14 protein-coding genes are annotated in these 15,295 nt (G+C 68.9%); 8 read left to right on the top strand and 6 right to left on the bottom strand.

The features are described from left to right. Positions 1–406: 406 nt before the first annotated feature. Genes VGC18_RS13600 through VGC18_RS13590 form a run of 3 tightly spaced genes read right to left on the bottom strand, consistent with a single transcriptional unit; the run spans position 407 to position 3,526 of the window. Positions 407–1,252, bottom strand: coding sequence for an NAD(P)-dependent oxidoreductase (locus VGC18_RS13600; RefSeq protein WP_331098285.1), 846 nt, complete (start codon positions 1,250–1,252; stop codon positions 407–409). Positions 1,253–1,310: 58 nt separating this feature from the next. Further along, on the bottom strand, positions 1,311–2,771 hold the full coding sequence (locus tag VGC18_RS13595; protein ID WP_331098283.1) for a sensor histidine kinase: 1,461 nt from the start codon (positions 2,769–2,771) through the stop codon (positions 1,311–1,313). Then, positions 2,768–3,526 (bottom strand): response regulator transcription factor, encoded by a 759-nt coding sequence (locus VGC18_RS13590; protein ID WP_331098281.1) that lies wholly within the window; start codon positions 3,524–3,526, stop codon positions 2,768–2,770. The genes VGC18_RS13595 and VGC18_RS13590 overlap by 4 nt, the downstream gene beginning before the upstream one ends. A 169-nt stretch (positions 3,527–3,695) precedes the next feature. On the opposite strand from VGC18_RS13590, the gene VGC18_RS13585 reads away from it, so the two are divergent. The 7 genes from VGC18_RS13585 to VGC18_RS13555 all read left to right on the top strand — a co-directional run bounded on the left by VGC18_RS13585 (position 3,696) and on the right by VGC18_RS13555 (position 10,213). Continuing rightward, positions 3,696–4,130 carry a DUF2975 domain-containing protein gene (locus tag VGC18_RS13585; RefSeq protein ID WP_331098279.1) on the top strand — a complete coding sequence of 145 codons (435 nt, stop codon included), beginning with the start codon at positions 3,696–3,698 and terminating at the stop codon, positions 4,128–4,130. 102 nt (positions 4,131–4,232) lie between these two features. Continuing rightward, positions 4,233–5,543 (top strand): efflux RND transporter periplasmic adaptor subunit, encoded by a 1,311-nt coding sequence (locus tag VGC18_RS13580; RefSeq protein WP_331098277.1) that lies wholly within the window; start codon positions 4,233–4,235, stop codon positions 5,541–5,543. Then, positions 5,543–6,286 (top strand): ABC transporter ATP-binding protein, encoded by a 744-nt coding sequence (locus VGC18_RS13575; protein ID WP_331098275.1) that lies wholly within the window; start codon positions 5,543–5,545, stop codon positions 6,284–6,286. Before VGC18_RS13580 ends, VGC18_RS13575 begins: the two co-directional genes overlap by 1 nt. Further along, the gene (locus VGC18_RS13570) at positions 6,283–7,509 is read left to right on the top strand and encodes an ABC transporter permease (RefSeq protein WP_331098273.1); all 1,227 of its coding nucleotides are present in this window, start codon (positions 6,283–6,285) and stop codon (positions 7,507–7,509) included. Before VGC18_RS13575 ends, VGC18_RS13570 begins: the two co-directional genes overlap by 4 nt. 23 nt (positions 7,510–7,532) lie before the next feature. Continuing rightward, entirely contained in the window at positions 7,533–8,063 is a 531-nt protein-coding gene (locus tag VGC18_RS13565) for a DUF5666 domain-containing protein (protein WP_331098271.1), read from the top strand. A gap of 97 nt (positions 8,064–8,160) precedes the next feature. After that, the gene (locus VGC18_RS13560) at positions 8,161–9,564 is read left to right on the top strand and encodes an efflux RND transporter periplasmic adaptor subunit (RefSeq protein WP_331098268.1); all 1,404 of its coding nucleotides are present in this window, start codon (positions 8,161–8,163) and stop codon (positions 9,562–9,564) included. A 61-nt stretch (positions 9,565–9,625) separates the two neighbouring features. Then, entirely contained in the window at positions 9,626–10,213 is a 588-nt protein-coding gene (locus VGC18_RS13555) for a DUF5666 domain-containing protein (protein WP_331098266.1), read from the top strand. A gap of 7 nt (positions 10,214–10,220) precedes the next feature. Here VGC18_RS13555 and VGC18_RS13550 read toward each other — a convergent pair whose 3' ends face one another. Beyond that, positions 10,221–11,237 (bottom strand): sugar phosphate isomerase/epimerase family protein, encoded by a 1,017-nt coding sequence (locus tag VGC18_RS13550; RefSeq protein WP_331098264.1) that lies wholly within the window; start codon positions 11,235–11,237, stop codon positions 10,221–10,223. After that, the gene (locus tag VGC18_RS13545; RefSeq protein ID WP_331098262.1) at positions 11,234–12,346 is read right to left on the bottom strand and encodes a Gfo/Idh/MocA family oxidoreductase; all 1,113 of its coding nucleotides are present in this window, start codon (positions 12,344–12,346) and stop codon (positions 11,234–11,236) included. Before VGC18_RS13545 ends, VGC18_RS13550 begins: the two co-directional genes overlap by 4 nt. A gap of 90 nt (positions 12,347–12,436) precedes the next feature. On the opposite strand from VGC18_RS13545, the gene VGC18_RS13540 reads away from it, so the two are divergent. Beyond that, complete coding sequence (locus VGC18_RS13540; protein ID WP_331098259.1) at positions 12,437–13,621, top strand: ROK family transcriptional regulator; 1,185 nt, start codon at positions 12,437–12,439, stop codon at positions 13,619–13,621. A 143-nt stretch (positions 13,622–13,764) separates the two neighbouring features. Here VGC18_RS13540 and VGC18_RS13535 read toward each other — a convergent pair whose 3' ends face one another. Next, positions 13,765–15,162: a GH1 family beta-glucosidase gene (locus tag VGC18_RS13535; protein WP_331098257.1), complete on the bottom strand. Its 1,398-nt coding sequence runs from the start codon at positions 15,160–15,162 to the stop codon at positions 13,765–13,767. Positions 15,163–15,295: the final 133 nt, after the last annotated feature.

The raw sequence follows: 15,295 nt of genomic DNA, 5'->3' as shown, positions 1-15,295 counted from the left end.
ATCCTGTCAACGGCTTCGCAAACGAAAAAAGCTCCGGCGCAAGCGCACGGAGCACAACCCAAGGGCGGTTTCTCTGGTACACCTGCGCAGGTCTTCGCACTATGCGAACCTTCGATCGACGGCAACGACTGGTAAAAGTCGCGGCACGCCGATGACCGGCGGTCTTTGGCTCCGCTCAGCCTACGCGATGCCCGGCTCCCGGCGCAACCGGCCCCGGCCATCCCGTCCCGCCTGCCTCGCCCGTCCCGCCCTCAGCCATCCCGTCCCTACCTCCCCACTCAACTGTCACGAACTGCTTGCTTGAGCGGGCCAGGGAGCAGTTCGTGACAGTTGAGTGGATGTGGAAGGGCGCTGGGCGGGATGGGCCGGGCAAGGCGGGCGGGGCTGGGCGGGCCGACCTCAGGCCTCAGACGTGATCGCGCCAGGAGTGCTGCGGCGCGTAACCGAGGTCCCTTCTCGCCTTGTCGATCGAGAGCAGAGTCTCGTTCTCGGCGAGCGGCTTCGTCACGGTGACGGAGGGAAACACCTCGGCGGCGAGCTCGGCGCTCGAGCGGCTCATGACCGTGTCGGCCGCAGCGATGATGTAGGCCTCGAAGCCCGGCTTGCCGAGGGCCAGTGCCTTCTCGACCGCCTGGGCGCCGTCGCGGCCGTCGATGTATCCCCACAGGTTCCACTTGCGCAAGCCCGGATCGGCATCGAAGGCGGGGAAGGCTGCATAGTCGTCCGGGTCCATCACATTGGAGAACCGCAGCGCGGTGATGCTCAACTCCGGATCCCAGCGGACGAGTTTGATCGCGAGCTGCTCCTCGAGGTGCTTGGTCAGCGAATAGACGCTCTCCGGCCGCGTGTCGTATTCCTCGTCGACCGGGATGTACGGCGGCGGGGTCAGGAAGGGCAACCCGAGCACGGTCTCGCTCGAGGCGTAGACGATGCGCTTGATCCCTGCCCTGCGCGCGCCCTGGAAGACGTTGAAGGTCGCCATCATGTTGTTGTGGAAGGTCCGCGAATCGGGCAGGATCCCGCCGGCGGGAGCCGCCGCGAGGTGGACGACGGCATCGAGTCCGTCGTGCCTGTCATTGATGCTGAACAGCGCGTCGGCGGTCTGCCCGTAATCGGTGAAGTCGACCTGGGTGAAGCCTGGCCCACGCTCGCCGACGATGTCGAGAGCGATGACGGAGTTGCCCACGTCCCTGAGGTGGCTCACAACGGAACGCCCCAGTTTTCCCGAGGCTCCTGTGACGGCGATACGCATGTTGTTCTCCTTTGGACACGAGGATTCCAGTCTCCCACCCGGACGGGAACGCGGATGCCTAGTCCACCTGCGTCGACAGGGGAAGGCGGACGCGAAACACCGTGGTGCCGGGCTCGCTCTCCACGTCGACGGTTCCGTGATGTCCCTCGATGACGGCGCTGACGATCGCGAGTCCGAGCCCCGTGCTGCCCGCCGCGCGCGACCGGGAGCTGTCGCCACGGGCGAAGCGCTCGAAGAGCACCGGCAGGAGGTCGGCGGGAATGCCCGGCCCGTCATCCGTCACCGTGACGACGGCGAAACCCTCTTCGACGGCGAGGGCGACGACGACATGCGTCTCGGGCGGCGTGTGCACGCGGGCGTTGGCCAGCAGGTTGGCGATGACCTGATGCAGCCGTGCATCGTCTCCGTCGACGATCACCGGCTCCTCCGGCAGGTCGAGCGACCATTCGTGGTCCGGCCCCGCCGCGTGGGCATCGCTCATCGCGTCGATGAGCAGTCTCGAGAGGTCGAGCGGCGCGCTCCGCAGATCACGCCCCTCGTCGAGACGCGCGAGCAGCAGCAGGTCCTCCACGAGCGACGTCATGCGCGTGGCCTCCGATTCGACCCGGCCGATCGAATGCACCACGTCCGCCGGAAGCTCGTAGTCGCCGCGCCGGGTCAGCTCCGCATAGCCGCGGATGGAGGCGAGCGGGGTCCGCAGCTCGTGACTGGCGTCCGCGACGAACTGGCGAACCTTGTTCTCACTGGCCTGCCGTGCGGTGAGGGCGGATGCCACGTGCCCGAGCATCCGGTTGATGGCGGCTCCCACCTTGCCGACCTCGGTGCGCGGATCCGCGTCGGACTCCGGTACACGGACCGCGAGCGCCACCTCTCCCCGATCGAGGGGGAGCTCGGCGACCCGGGTCGCCGTGGACACCACGCGCTCGAGCGGCCGGAGAGCGACCCGCACGATGAGCGCTCCGACGAAGGCGGCGGCGATGAGGCCGACGCCCGTGATGATCGCGATCACGACGATGAGCTGCACGATGGTCGCCTGCACGTCGCCGAGCGGCAGCCCCGTGACGACCCGGTCGCCGCCCGCCAGGGTGATGGAGATCGCCCGGTAATCGCCGAGGCCGCCGGGGAGGCCGATGCTCACCGCCTGCTTGGAGGAGACGGATGCCAGGATCTTGCTCTGCGCCGCGGTGAGGTATTGCCCGAGGCCGGCCTCCGTCTTGACCACTCCGAGGACCGCACCGTCGGAGACGAGCGCGATGACGGTCCCCGGCGCCTGTCGCTGAACCGTTCCGAGGAAGCGATCCACCGAGTTCTCCGTTCCGCCGCCCTGGGGAGGACCGAGTCCGGTCTGAGATCGCCCGGTCGCCGCATCCAGCTGGCCGTCGAGCCGGTTCATCAGATTGCTCTGGATGGCGAGAACGCTGACCGCGCCGATGACGATCGAGACGATCGCGAGGAGGCCGACGATGGCCAGCACGAGCCGTCGGCGCAGCGACCACGGGCCCCGCGCGGGACGTGTCATCCGGCGGCCTTGATCATGTATCCGACACCGCGCACGGTGTGGATCATGGGTGCGGCCCCGGCATCGATCTTCTTGCGCAGATAGGAGATGTAGATCTCGACGATGCTCGACCGTCCGCCGAAGTCGTAGCTCCAGACCCGGTCGAGGATCTGCGCCTTGCTCATGACCCGACGAGGGTTGCGCATGAGGAAACGCAGCAGTTCGAACTCCGTGGCGGTCAGCTCGATGAGCCGGCCGTCGCGGCGCACCTCGTAGCTCTCCTCGTCGAGCACCAGGTCGCCCACGCGGAGGAGCGGGTCGGCGGAGTCGGCGACGACGATGGAGGAACGACGGATGAGCCCGCGCAGCCTGGCCACGAGTTCCTCGAGGCTGAACGGCTTGGTGACGTAGTCGTCGCCACCCGCGGTGAGGCCGGCGATGCGATCGTCGAGCGCATCCTTCGCGGTAAGGAACAGCACGGGTGTGTCCTGGCCATCCGCCCGCAGCCGCTTGAGCACCTGGAGCCCGTCGATGTCGGGCAGCATGACGTCGAGCACAACGACGTCCGGCTGGAACTCCCTGATGAGGCCGATCGCCGCGCGGCCCTCGGCGGCCGTGCGCACCTCCCAGCCCTCGTAGCGGAGCGCCATGCTGAGCAGATCGCTCAACGTGGCCTCGTCATCGACGACGACGACCCGCACCGCGGAGCCGTCGGCCCTGCGCAGCTTGGGGCCGGTCTGCTGGGTGGGGAAACTCTTGGAATCGTCTATGCTCACCGTTCCCACTATGGCCCGTTTCCTATGAGAACCCTATGTTCAACCCAGGTCTTGCCTGGGAGCACGGGAAGGAGGAAGCCGCGCGGGATCGGCGACGACGACGCGGATGTGGCTAACATGTGGATTACCCAGTATTTGCCGCACCGCCCCACCCCGCCAGGAGCCAGAGATGCGTCGCGGAACCTCGACCACACTGATCGTCGTGCTCGTCCTCGCGCTGCTCGGGTGCGTGGCCGTGGAGGCCTGGGTGTTTCCGCACGAGGTGTATCGCGCGGTGGACATCTACCCGCAGATGGAACCGATCGCGATCCCGTCGATCGTCTGGGGTATCGTCGCGACCGCCTGCTGGCAGGCCATCGCCGTCATCGGACTGCGCCTCGTTGTGCTCTCCCGCGATCGCCGGATCGTCGCGACGGACTACGGATGGCTGTGGGCGATCGTCGCCTGCCTCGGCGCCTTCCTCGTGCTGGTGACTGCGGCTTTCGTCGCGCTGATCGTCATGGGATATGCCACCCCGGGGGTGATGCTCGGTCTTCTCGCCGGAGGTCTCGTGGCTTTTGTCGCCGCGTTCTGGCTCGGCCTCTTCCTCGGGACCAGAAGGTAGGCGCGGCCCGCCACCTCACCGCTCGCCTCGGAGCCGGCAACTCAGGGTCCGCCTATAGCCGCTCCTTACCCTTTACATAGCTTCGGCCGCCACGGTCGGACCATGAAGATTTCCCGACCCGTCCTGGTCAACAGCGTGCTGGGCGCCCTCGCGCTCATCGCGCTGGTTGGCGGCTATCTGTTGATCGCCAATCCCTTCGCCTCGGCCAGCACCTCCTCCGCCAGCCAGCTCACCTCCACCGTGCAACAGGGCACGGTCTCGAGCAGCATCACGGCGAGCGGATCGATCGCCCCGGCGAGCGAGGTGAACGTCTCCTTCGCCGTCTCCGGCACGATCGCCACGGTCAACACCTCGCTCGGGGCCACCGTGAACGCCGGCGACGTGCTCGGCACCCTCGACACGACGGACCTCAGCAAGGCGCTGACCAAGGCCAACACCACCCTGGCCACCGCGAAGTCGGCGCTCGCCGACGCGAAGGCCAATCTGGTCACGGCCCAGGCGGCGGATGCGGCGGGAACGACAGGCGGGACCAGCCAGACCAGTTCGGCCAAGCAGCAGGTCACCTCGGCCCAGTCCACCGTGAACGACGCCGCCGACGCCGTGACGACGGCCCAGTCGAACCTCGCCGCGGCGACCCTCACGGCCCCCATCACCGGCCTCGTCGTCGCCGTGAACGGCTCGGTCGGCAGCAGCACCTCCGGCGGCTCGTCCACCTCGACGAGCGGCGCAGAAACGAGCACCAGCGGAACCGCAAGCAGCACGGGCACGAGCAGCAGCACCACCTCCAGCAGCTCCGGCTTCGTCACGATCGCGGATGTCTCGCACATGACGATGACCGCGAGCATCGCCGAGGCGGACATCGCCTCCGTGACGGTCGGCCAGGCGGCATCCGTCACCTTCCCGGCGCTCACCGACGTGACGGCCACCGCGAAGGTGACCGCCGTCTCCCCCGTCGCCACCGCGAGCAACTCGGTCGTCACCTACGCGACGACGATCACGCTGGACTCGATCCCGACCGGCCTGCGTCTCGGCCAGACAGCCAACGTCACCATCACGACGGCCAGCTCGGACGCCGACTCCCTCTACGTGCCCACGGCGGCCATCACGACCGCCAGTGACGGCACCTCGACGGTCAAGGTCGTCTCGTCGTCCGGCACAACCACGACGAAGACGGTCAAGCTCGGCGTCGTCGGCGACACCGGAACGGAGATCACCTCCGGCTTGAAGCTCGGCCAGACCGTGGTCATCGGAACGGTCGCGGCCTCGACGGGAACCTCCTCCACCGGCACGGGAACCTCGGGGACCGGAACCTCAGGCACCGGTCGCGGCGGGTTCGGCGGCACGGGGACCGGCGGCACAGGGACAGGCGGCGGCGGGAACTTCCCGAGCGGCGGATTCGGCGGCGGCAACTGATGACCATCTCGACGGAGACGACGGCGCCCGTCGACCGGACCGCGCCGCTCGTCCTGCGGCTGGCGGGCATCCACCAGGTCTACGGCACCGGTGAGGCCGCGGTGCATGCCCTCCGGGGGATCGACCTCGACGTCGCCGCCGGGGACTACCTGGCGATCATGGGGCCATCCGGCTCCGGCAAGTCGACGCTCATGAACCTGCTCGGCTGCCTGGACATCGCCTCGGCGGGCGTCTACGAGCTGGCCGGCAACAACGTCAACACCCTGACGGAGCGCGAGCTCGCCACGGTGCGCAACCAGGAGATCGGCTTCGTGTTCCAGTCATTCAACCTCGTGCCGCGGATGAGCGCCCTCGCGAACGTCGAGCTCCCGCTCGTCTACGGCGGGGTCAAGCGGGCGGAGCGCAGGCGGCTTGCGCTCGAGGCGCTCGATTCGGTGGGACTGGCCAATCGTGCGGATCACCAGCCGCAACAGCTCTCCGGCGGTCAGCAGCAACGCGTGGCGATCGCGAGAGCGCTTGTCACCTCGCCGACACTCGTGCTCGCCGACGAGCCGACCGGGAACCTGGACAGCGAGTCGACGGAGGAGATCCTGTCGATCCTCGACTCGCTCGCCTCCGTCGGCCGCACGATCGTCATCATCACCCACGAGGAGAACGTGGCCGATCGTGCCCACCGGGTGCTGACCATCAGCGACGGTCTTATCGTCTCGGATCGCACCACCACGGCCGGAGGCATCCGATGAGCTTTCTCGAGATCCTCCGTTCGGCCATGCGGGGCGTCACCGCCAACAAGCTCCGGTCCGTCCTGACCCTGCTCGGCGTCATGATCGGCGTCGGCTCGGTCATCCTCCTGCTCGCGGTCGGCAACGGATCCGCCCAGACCGTGCAGAACGCCATCGCGGGCCTCGGCACCAACACCCTCACGGTCCGCGCCAGCGGTGGCGGAGGAGGCGGAGGCCAGACCGCCACGGCGGCGACCTCGACCAGCGTGAAGACGATCACCACGGCAGTGAGCGACCAGCTCGCCTCCGCCGGCCTCGGGCACGTGAAGGAGGTCGTCCCGCAGGTGAGCACGAGCCTCACCGTCTCCTCGGCGACCGCGTCGGCCGACAGCACCTCCGTGGTCGGGAGCACGGCGGGGTACTTCGATGTGTCGACGGCGAAGATCGCCTCCGGCAGCTCCTTCACCAAGGCCGATGTGACCACCTCGGCCAAGGTCGCGGTGATCGGCTCGGAGCTGGCCACGACCCTCTTTCCGACCGGTTCGGCGCTCAGCCAGCAGATCTCGATCGACGGCAGTCCATTCACCGTCGTCGGGGTGCTCGCGAGTCAGAGCACCACCGGCTTCGACGATCCCAACACGGTCGTGATCGCGCCGATCACCCGCGTCCAGAAGTCCTACACCGGCTACGGGGCGGTCAGCTCGCTCACCGTCCAGGCGACCAGCTCGGATGCCGTTACGGCGGCCCAGGGCGAGGTCACCGTCATGCTCAACCAGCTGCTCGGTGTCACCGACACGACCGACGAGCCGTTCACGGTGACGAACCAGAGCACGCTGCTCGAGACCGCGGCGGCGAGCGCGACGAGCTTCACCGTCCTGCTCGGCGCGGTCGCGGCGATCAGCCTGCTCGTCGGCGGCATCGGCGTCACCAACGTGATGCTCGTCACCGTCACCGAGCGCACGAGGGAGATCGGCATCCGAAAGGCCCTCGGTGCGACCAGGGGAGCCATCCTGGGGCAGTTCCTCGCGGAGGCGGCCACCCTCACCCTGCTCGGCGGCATCCTCGGGATCGTCGCGGCCCTGATCGGCTCGCGATACGAGATCAACGGCACCCAGCCGGTCATCCTCGGCTACTCCATTCCGCTCGCCCTCGGCGTCTCGGTCGCCATCGGGGTCTTCTTCGGTGTCTACCCCGCCGCTCGTGCGGCCGCCATGCGACCCATCCAGGCCCTCAGGGCCATCTGAACCTCCACAAGAAAGCGAAGACAATGCCCACCACGAACCCGGCTCCGGCCGCTCAGACCCCCGAGACCACCGAACCGACGAAGAAGAGAGGGGCGAGGCGCTGGATCACGCCCGTGCTCGGCCTGGTCGCGGCCATCGCCATCGGACTGTTCGGCGGCATCCTCATCGGCCACAATGGCTCGAGCACGAGTCAGACCGCTGCCGGGCGCGGTTTCTCCGGAGGCGCGGAGGGCGGATTCCCCGGCGGTGCGGAGGGCGGCGGGACGGGAGCCGGCGGCGGACTCACCGCGGGAACCGTCCAGTCGGTCGACGGCGACACCATAACGCTCAAGCTCACCGACGGCTCGACGGTCAAGGTCACCACGACCTCCGACACCGCGGTGACCAAGACGGAGGACGGCACGGTCTCCGATCTCGCCAAGGGAGACACCGTCGCCGTGCGGGGCACAACGGGCTCCGACGGCACCGTCGCGGCGACCACCGTGACCGAGGGCGCCCTCACCGGCGGCTTCGGAGGGGGCACCCCGCCGACCGGTTCCGGCTCGAACGAGTAGCCTCGCCTGGCCCCGGGAGACCGGGGCCAGCGCTCTATAGGCCGGTTACCCAGTCCGTCCTTATGGTTTACATAGGTTCGACGGGCACGGTCTCCTCATGAGAATCGCACGGCCCGTTCTGGTGAACACCGTCCTGGCCGTCATCGTCCTCGCGGCGATCGTCGGCGGAGTCCTCGTTCTGACGCATCCGTTCTCCCCGAGCTCTCCCGGAACCACCCAGCTGACGAGCACCGTGCAGAAGGGCGTCGTCAGCGCCACCATCAGCACCACGGGGTCGATCGCCCCCGTTCACGAGGTGTCGTCCTCGTTCGCGGTGGCCGGCACGATCGCGACCGTCGCCGTCGCTCCCGGCACGACCGTGGCCGCCGGAGCGACGCTCGGCACCCTCGATACCACGGCGCTGTCCGCGGCCCTGGCCTCGGCCACCACGAACCTGAGCAGCGCGGAGGATCAGCTCACCGACGCCAAGGCGGCCCTCGTCATCGCGACGGCGGCAGCAGCCACGGCGGCAGCGCAGACCACGACGACGACCGCCCAGACGGCCGGAGACGGCCAGGGAGCTCAGCAGTCACAGGGCGACCAGCAGTCCCCGGACTCCCAACAGTCCCGGAGCGCCTCCGCCGCCTCGACGGTCGCCTCGGCGAGGTCGCAGGTCACCCAGGCGCAGAGCCAGCTGGCGACGGCCCAGGATGCGGTGGACACCGCGAAGACGAACCTCGCGGCGGCCACCCTCGCCGCCCCGATCGCCGGGCTCGTCGTCGCCGTCTCCGGGACGCCGGGCTCCGGCGTCCAGGCCGGCAGCACCGCCGAGACCGTCACCCCGACGGGAACCGTCTCCTCGTCGGCCGGATCGTCTTCGGCCGGATCGTCTTCGGGCGGTTCCGGTTCCTCCGGCTTCGTGACGATCGCCGACGTCTCTCGGCTGGTCGTGACCGCGAACATCGCCGAGACCGACATCGCCTCCGTGAAGGTCGGCCAGGCGGCATCCATGGGTTTCCCTGCGCTGACCGACGAGAAGGCCACCGCCACGGTCACCGCGATCGCGCCCACCGCCACGACGACCAACTCGACGGTCAGCTACGCGACGACCATCACCCTCGACGCCGTACCGAAGGACCTGCGCCTCGGGCAGACGACCACGGTGACGATCACCACCACCACCTCCGGCAAGCAGTCCCTCTACGTTCCCACCGCCGCGATCACCACCACGAACGGCATCTCCACCGTCAAGGTCGTGGCCGCGGACGGCACGACGAACGCCGTGACCGTGACGACCGGCGTGGTCGGCGACGTGGGAACCGAGATCACCTCCGGACTGAAGAAGGGCGAGACCGTCGTCATCGGCACCGTGTCGGATGTCCAGACGTCGACGACGAACACCAACCGCCTGGGCGGAACCAGAGGCGGCTTCGGCGGAACCGGCGCGGGAGCGGGCGGCTTCGGCGGCGGAACGGGCGGAGGCGGTCTCGGCGGCGGCACCCGTTTCGGCGGCAATCGCTGATCGACGCCCGTCCAGCGGGCACCACACACCTCATCGACAGAAGAAGAACGAAGGAGACATCATGACCTCACCGGACGGCTTCCAGCAGGCTCCAACCACCCCCACGCCGGCGGCGGGGGGACCGGCCCCGGTCAAACGGCCATGGACCCGGTGGCTCACCCCGGTCCTCGCGCTCGTGGCCGCGCTGGTCATCGGGCTCTTCGGCGGCATCCTCATCGGCCAGAACACCGCGACGTCCGCCCAGGCGTCCGGGTTCAGCCGCCAGGGCGGTTTCGGCGGCCAGGAGGGCGGCTTCGCCGGACGCGGAGGCACCGGCAACGGGGGCACGGGCGGCCAGAGCGGCGCGCCCGGTCAGGGCGGCGGCGCCGGCGGCTTCGCCGGGCTGACGGCGGGCACCATCGTTTCGATCGACGGCGACACGATCGTGGTCAAGGAGCAGAGCGGCACCCAGGTCACCGTGACGACCACCGACTCGACCACCGTGACGAAGACAGAGAAGGCCGCCGTCAAGGACCTCAAGGCCGGCGAGACGGTGACGGTGCGCGGCCAGGCCGACGGCAGCGGGAAGGTCACGGCCACCTCGGTGTCCGAGGGCGCAGGCCTCTTCGGCGGCGGGCAGCGCCAGGGTCAGCAGGGCTCCGGCAACTGAAGCGCCGTCAGTCCTGGTTGCTGAAGGCGGCGTCGAAGGATGCGGTCGGCAGCTTCCAGAGCAGCGAGCGGATGAAGCCCACCGCCTCCTTCGCGCCGTGCAGGCGATCCATCCCCGCATCCTCCCACTCCACGGAGATGGGACCGGCGTAACCGATCGCCTCGAGTGCGCGGAACGCATCCTCCCACGGCACGTCACCGTGCCCGGTGGAGACAAAGTCCCAGCCCCGGCGGGGGTCGCCCCAGGGCAGGTGCGAGCCGAGAACGCCCGCCCGGCCGTTCTTGGGGCGCAGGCGGGTGTCCTTGCAGTCGACGTGGTAGATCCGGTCCTTGAAGTCGACGATGAAACCGACCGGGTCGATGTCCTGCCACATCATGTGGCTCGGATCCCAGTTGAGCCCGAAGGCCTCGCGGTGCCCGATCGCCTCGAGCGAGCGCACCGTGCTCCAGTAGTCGTAGGCGATCTCGCTCGGGTGCACCTCGTGGGCGAAACGCACCCCCTCGTCGTCGAAGACGTCGAGGATCGGGTTCCAGCGATCCGCGAAGTCCTGGTACCCCTCGTCGATCACCGCGGCGGGAACCGGCGGGAACTGCGCGACGTACGGCCAGATCTTCGACCCGGTGAAGCCGACCACCGTGTCGACCCCGAGCCTGCGGGCCACCTTCGCGGTCAGTTTCAGCTCCTCGGCCGCCCGGCGGCGCACCCCCTCCGCCTCGCCGTCTCCCCAGACCCTGGAGCCGACGATCGCCTGGTGGCGGAAGTCGATCGGGTCGTCGCACACCGCCTGTCCCTTGAGGTGGTTGGAGATCGCGTAGACCTTCAGCCCGTGTCGGTCCAGGATGTCCAGCCGTCCCTGGAGGTAGGCCGGATCCTCCGCGGCGCGCCAGATGTCGAGGTGCTCGCCGGATGCCGCGATCTCGAGCCCGTCGTAGCCCCAGCCGCTCGCGAGCTCGGCCACCTCCTCGAGGGTCAGGTCGGCCCATTGCCCCGTGAACAGGGTCACCGGATGCGTGGATTCGGTCATCGTGCACTCTCCTCTTCTAGGTCGATCCAGCGGCCCTCGTCGGCCGATCGCAGAACCGCCTCGGTGATCCGCGCCGCTCTGGCGCCGTCCTCGAACCGGGGCAGACCATCCGGGACCCCACCGGCGATCGCCGCATAGCTGTCCGCGACGAAGGCGGTGAAGGCGTCCTGGTAGCCGAGCGGATGCCCGGCCGGCAGCACCGACAGGCGCGCCGCATCCGGACTCAGTGTCGCGCCATCCCGCATGACGAGCTGCGAGCCCACGCGGTGTCCGAGCCACAGGCTCTCCGGCTGTTCCTGGTCGAACCCGATGGACTCGTTCGTTCCCGCGATCTCGATGGCGAGCCGGTTCTTGCGGCCGGGGGCGACCTGCGAGACGAGGAGGGTGCCGAGCGCTCCTCCTCGGGTCTCGACGACGACGGCCACGGCGTCCTCCGTCGTGATGGCCGTGCTGGTCGAGCGCGCGGGGAAGAAGGTCCTGGTCGTCGCGGTGAGCCGCCGGATGCGGTCGCCCGTGACGAACTCGACGAGATCGCACAGATGCGACCCGATGTCGGCGAAGGCCCTGGACGGGCCACCGGACTCCGCCCTGACCCGCCAGTTGTCATCGTCCTCGAGCAGCAGCCAGTCCTGGAGGTAGGAGCCGTCGATCGTGAGCAGCCTGCCCAGCTCGCCCGCCGCGACCCTCGCCCTGGCCTCGCGGACCATCGGGTGGAAACGATAGACGAACGGGACGGTCGCGGTGACGCCGGCGACGCTCGCCTCGGCCACGAGCCGCTCCGCGTCGGGCACGGAGGTCGCCAGCGGCTTCTCGCAGACGACGTTTTTGCCCGCCGCGATCGCCGCGCTGGCGTAGCCGGCATGGGAGGTGTTGGGGGTGCATACGTGGATCACGTCGATGTCCGGATCGGCGATGAGCTGCTCCGCCGTCTCGTACGACCGAACGATGCCGAGCCGGTCGGCCGCCCGGGCCGCACCCTCGGCGGTGGAGCTGGCGATCCCGTATGGCAGACCCCGCGCGGCACGCACCGCGCGACTGTGCACCTCCGCCATGAATCCGGCACCGATGAATCCGGCACGGATGGGTGCCCCTGCGGCCTCGCTGCTCATGTCGCCGATTCTGACATAGATCAGTCACCTTATGCCAGTTGTCAGGCAAAAGTGCCGGGCGCGAGGACCGCCCTGTGGTTGAATGTGCCCATGGTCGATGTCAGCCGTGGTTCCGCGCTCGGCGCCAGCGGGGCCAGCGAGCTCTTTCAGCTGCTCCGGGATGGCAGGCCGCGCACCCGTGCCGAGCTGGCCGAGACGACGGGGCTGGCCCGCTCGACCATCGCCCTCCGCGTCGACGCCCTCATGGATCTCGGACTCATCGCCCCCGTCGGCGACGCCGTCTCGACGGGAGGACGGCCATCCTCCCGGTTCGCCCTCAATCCCGGCGCGCGGGTGGTGCTCGCCGCCGACCTCGGCGCATCCCACGCCGTCATCGCGGTGACCGATCTGACCGGCACGGTCCTCGCCGACCACCGCGGGGCGATCGACATCGCCGACGGGCCGGAGGTCGTCCTCGGCTGGATGGTCGAGCAGGGCAGCGCGCTGCTCGCAGGCCTGGGCAGACAGCACGGCGAGCTCATCGCGATCGGGATCGGACTTCCGGGACCCGTGCAGCACAGCACCGGCCGGCCGGTGCATCCGCCGATCATGCCGGGGTGGGACGGCTTCGACGTGCCCGGCTGGGTGCAGCAGCACCTTCAGGTGCCCGTGCTCGTCGACAACGACGTCAACATCTCCGCGCTCGGCGAGCGCGCCGCCGCGTGGCCGGATGCCGAGCATCTGCTCTTCGTGAAGGTCGCGACGGGCATCGGGGCCGGCGTCATCTCCGGCGGCCTGCTGCAGCGCGGAGCCCAGGGCATCGCGGGGGACATCGGCCACGTGCAGATCGCCCGCGGAGCCGGCGTGCCCTGCCACTGCGGCAACAACGGATGCCTCGAGGCGATGGCGTCCGGTCCCGCCATCGCGGCCGCGCTCCGGTCGGCCGGCCTGGAGACGCGCTCCGGCCAGGACGTCATCGATCTCGTCAAGCGAGGCGACGTCCAGGCCATCCAGGCGGTGCGTCAGGCGGGACGGGACCTCGGCGAGGTGCTCACCGCCTGTGTGAGCCTGATGAACCCGTCCGTCATCGTGATCGGCGGGTCCATGGCCCAGGCCGGCGAGCACCTGCTCGCGGGGGTCAGGGAACTCGTCTACTCGCGCTCGATGCCGCTCGCCACCGAACACCTGACGATCGTGCAGTCGACCGTCGGGGCGGATGCCGCGGTGATCGGGGCGGGCATGCTGGCCATCCACCACGCCCTCTCCCCCGAGTCGATCGCCGCGATGACGGCCTAGAGCGTCGCCACCCTCGGCGCCACCGACGTGAAGGAGCTCGGCGGGAGAAACTGCCTCACGGCGGGAGGCGCGTCTCCCGCCGCGAGACGATTTCTCCGCCACGAGGTGCGGTATCCCGCGCCGTGGCGGGACCGCACGGTCCGTCAGGGGATCCGTCGCCCCGCGATGAGGTCCTTGTACCAGAGCGCGCTGTCCTTCGGGGTGCGTTCCAGCGTTTCATAGTCGACCCGCACGATTCCGAACCTCTTCGAGTAGCCGTAGGCCCACTCGAAGTTGTCCATCAACGACCAGACGAAGAAACCGATGAGGTTGACTCCGCTCTCGAGGGCGCGATGGGCGGCCGTGAAGTGGCGGCGCAGGAAGTCGATGCGGTCGTAATCGTGCACGGAAGACCCGTTGTCGCTGACAACATCGGTGTACGCGGCTCCGTTCTCGGTGACCATCAGCGCGAGGCCGGGAAACTCGTCCCGCAGCGATTCGAGCAGTTCCACGAGCCCCGAAGGATCGACGTTCCACCCCATCTCCGTGCGCGGGCCCGCCTGTTCCAGCCATTCGATGTCCCCCGTGCCCGGCCAGGCCGACGCACCGTCGCCGGCCGGCTGCGCCTCCGAGGCGGCGCTCTCGCGGACCAGGCTCGTCGAGTAGTAGTTGACGCCAAGCACGTCGAGCGGCTGGTTGACGATCTCAAGGTCACCGGGACAAACGAATGACCAGTCGGTGACGGTGCGCGTGTCGGCGAGAAGATCGGCCGGGTAGACCCCCTTCAGCAACGGCCAGGTGAATGCACGGTTTCCCATCGCGTCGAGGCGCCGCGCGGCTTCTGCCTCCCCACGGACGACGTGCAGGTTCAGAGTGATCGACATCCGGGCGGAGGCGGGCACCACCTCGCGAAGGGCGAGCACCCCCAGTCCATGCGCCAGGTTGAGGTGGTGCACGGCGGTGAACGCCTCGAGAGCACTCTGCCTGCCCGGTGCATGCTCGCCGGAGCCGTAGCCGAGGTACGCCGAACACCACGGCTCGTTGAGTGTCGTCCAGGTGTGCACTCGGTCTCCGAGCGCCCGGCCGACGATCCGCGCGTAATCGGCAAAGGCGTAGGCGGTTCTCCGATTCCTCCAACCGCCCTCGTCTTCGAGGGCCTGCGGAAGGTCCCAGTGGTAGAGCGTCGCAATCGGTTTGATACCCCGTGCCACGAGCCCGTCGACGAGCCGGCCGTAGAACTCGAGGCCCGCCTCGTTCGCCGGGCCCCGACCCGATGGCTGGATGCGCGGCCACGCGATCGAGAAGCGGTAGGCATCGAGCCCGAGGGACGCGATGAGATCGAGGTCCTCTTCCAGACGATGGAAATGATCGTCGGCCACGTCACCCGTGTCACCGCCCAGGACGTTGCCCGGAGAGTGAGAAAACGTATCCCAGATGGACGGACCGCGACCCGCCTCGTGGACCGCCCCTTCGATCTGATAGGCGGCGGTGGCCGCGCCGAAAATGAAGGTGTCGGGAAAGCGGAGTCCGCTATCGCGAAAATCGGGCGTGCCGGTAGTCATGGGGTGTCATTTCCGTTTCTGGTCGAGAGATGGTCGAGAGATGGTCGAGACGCCAGCAGGGCCGGCCTTCTCGATCAATCGTTTGGTCCGGCGGGGATCGGGTGCATAAACTTTATCAAGTAAACAAAATAAG

The sequence above is a fragment of the Lacisediminihabitans sp. genome (genome assembly GCF_036404185.1).
GTDB lineage: Bacteria > Actinomycetota > Actinomycetes > Actinomycetales > Microbacteriaceae > Lacisediminihabitans.
This window is presented reverse-complemented; position numbering and strand designations above follow the sequence as displayed.